The following is a 2,315-nucleotide window of genomic DNA, read 5'->3' as shown; positions in this document are numbered from 1 at the left end:
CCGACGCGGTCCGCACCCCCACCGGCCGCCGCGACGGCGCCCTCGCCCACCGGCTCCCCCCACTCGGCACCGGCACCCTCCGCATCGGCGTCGGCCAGGGCCTCGCCCTCGTCCTCGAACGCTGACTCCCAGGACTGATCATGACTCTCACGCAAGCCGACATCGACGCCGAGATCGCCGCGGAGCACGCCGCGTACGAGAAGCGGGTCGCCGAGGGCGCGCCCGTGGAGCACCACCCGCGGCGCGACTACGCGCCCTACCGCTCCTCCGCGCTGCGCCACCCGAAGCAGCCCCTGGTCGCGATCGACACGAGCAGGGACCCGGAACTGGTGGAGCTGCACTCCCCCGCGTTCGGGGAGCGCGACATCACCGGGATCGACAACGACCTCACCCGCCGGCACACCGGGGAGCCGATCGGTGAGCGCATCACGGTCTCCGGCCGGCTGCTCGACCGCGACGGGCGCCCGGTGCGCGGGCAGCTGATCGAGATCTGGCAGGCCAACTCCGCGGGCCGGTACGCGCACCAGCGCGAGCAGCACGACGCCCCGCTCGACCCGAACTTCACCGGTTCGGGCCGCACCCTGACCGACTCCGAGGGCCGCTACCACTTCACCACGATCCGGCCCGGCCCCTACCCGTGGCGCAACCACCTGGGCGCCTGGCGTCCGGCCCACATCCACTTCTCGGTGTTCGGCTCGGCGTTCACGCAGCGGCTGGTGACGCAGATGTACTTCCCGAACGACCCGCTCTTCCCGTACGACCCGATCCTGCAGTCCGTGACCGACGACGCGGCCCGGCAGCGGCTGATCGCCACGTACGACCACGGCCTGTCGGTGCCGGAGTTCTCGCTCGGCTACCACTGGGACATCGTGCTGGACGGCCCGGCAGCCACCTGGACGGAAGAAGGGCGCTGACCGCCATGACGAAGATCGACACGAGCGGCCCGGAGCAGGCGCTGCCCACCCCGTCCCACACGGTCGGCCCGTTCTACGGCTACGCGCTGCCCTTCCGCGGCGGCGAGGAGATCGCACCGCTCGGCCATCCGGAGACGATCACCGTGCACGGGTACGTCCTGGACGGCGAGGGCCGGCCGCTGCCCGACGCGCTGGTGGAGCTGTGGGGGCCGGCCCCGGACGGCAGCATCCCGCAGGTGGACGGCTCCATCCGGCGCGATCCCGCCACCGGCGGCTGTCTGGGCCGCAACGGCGTGGAGTTCACCGGCTGGGGACGCGTCCAGACCGACGCCGACGGTCACTGGTACGCGCGCACCCTGCGGCCGGGCGCACGCGGGCGGAACGCGCCGTACCTCAGCGTCTGTGTCTTCGCGCGGGGCCTGCTGAGGCACCTGTACACACGGATCCACCTGCCGGGCGACGAGGCCGCGCTGGCCGCCGACCCGCTGCTCGCCCAGGTGGGCGCGCGGCGCGACACCCTGATCGCGGATGAGGAGCGCCAGGGCACCTACCGTTTCGACATCCGCCTTCAGGGCGAAGGCGAGACGGTCTTCCTGGAGTTCCAGTGACATCTGACGACCCCGTCGGCGTGGACAACGGCCTGCTGGCCCCCGGGTGGGCCGGCTCCGCGGCCGCGGGCGCGACCAGCGACGGCGCCTACCTGCGCGCCCTGCTCGACGCCGAGGCCGCCCTGACCCGCGCCCAGGCCACGCTCGGCCTGGCCCCGGCCGAGGCGGCCGCCGCGGTGACGGAGGCGGCCGACCTCGCGCGCTTCGATCCGCGCTCGCTCGGCGAGCGCGCCCGGGGCGGCGGCAACCCGGTCATCCCGCTCGTCGCCGATCTCACCAGGGCGGTCGGCGAGCCGTACGGCCCGTACGTGCACCGGGGCGCGACCAGTCAGGACATCCTGGACACGGCCACGATGCTGGTCGCCGCGCGCGCCCTGGAGCCGGTCCTCGCCGACCTGGCGCGCACCGAGCGGGCCCTGGCCCGGCTGGCCGCCGCGCACCGCGACACGCCGATGCCGGGGCGGACCCTCACCCAGCACGCCGTGCCGACCACGTTCGGCCTCAAGGCGGCGGGCTGGCGGTCCCTGGTGCTGGACGCACGCGACCGCGTCTGTCGGGTACGGGCCGCGCTTCCCGCCCAGTTGGGTGGCGCCGCCGGCACGCTGGCCGCGTTCCGGGCCTACGGCGCCGAGGACGCGGGCGCGCTGACGCAGGCGTACGCCCGTGAGGTGGGCCTGGCCGCGCCGCCGCTGCCCTGGCACGCGCTGCGGACGCCGGTCGCCGACCTGGCCGGCGCTCTGGCCTTCACGGCGGGCGCGCTGGGCAAGCCGGCCGAGGACGTGCTGACGCTCTC

At 74.9% G+C, this 2,315-nt stretch carries 3 protein-coding genes; all 3 read left to right on the top strand.

What is annotated here, in order from left to right:
- Positions 1–140 precede the first annotated feature (140 nt).
- On the top strand, positions 141–914 hold the full coding sequence (gene pcaH / locus ACLU3S_RS36730) for a protocatechuate 3,4-dioxygenase subunit beta (protein ID WP_413956312.1): 774 nt from the start codon (positions 141–143) through the stop codon (positions 912–914).
- A 5-nt stretch (positions 915–919) separates the two neighbouring features.
- Complete coding sequence (gene pcaG / locus ACLU3S_RS36725) at positions 920–1,522, top strand: protocatechuate 3,4-dioxygenase subunit alpha (RefSeq protein ID WP_413956311.1); 603 nt, start codon at positions 920–922, stop codon at positions 1,520–1,522.
- Positions 1,519–2,315: lyase family protein (locus tag ACLU3S_RS36720; protein WP_413956310.1), on the top strand; the 797-nt coding region annotated here is incomplete at its 3' end. The genes pcaG and ACLU3S_RS36720, both read left to right, overlap by 4 nt.

Origin of the sequence: Streptomyces sp. AF1A (assembly GCF_047340315.1) — a bacterium.
GTDB lineage: Bacteria > Actinomycetota > Actinomycetes > Streptomycetales > Streptomycetaceae > Streptomyces.
Note: the sequence above shows the minus strand (reverse complement) of the source record. Positions and strands in the feature narration are given on the sequence as shown.

Coding starts and splice junctions, on each gene's coding strand:
- pcaH (WP_413956312.1), top strand. CDS start 141: ATGACTCTCACGCAAGCCGACATCGACGCCGAGATCGCCGCGGAGCAC.
- pcaG (WP_413956311.1), top strand. CDS start 920: ATGACGAAGATCGACACGAGCGGCCCGGAGCAGGCGCTGCCCACCCCG.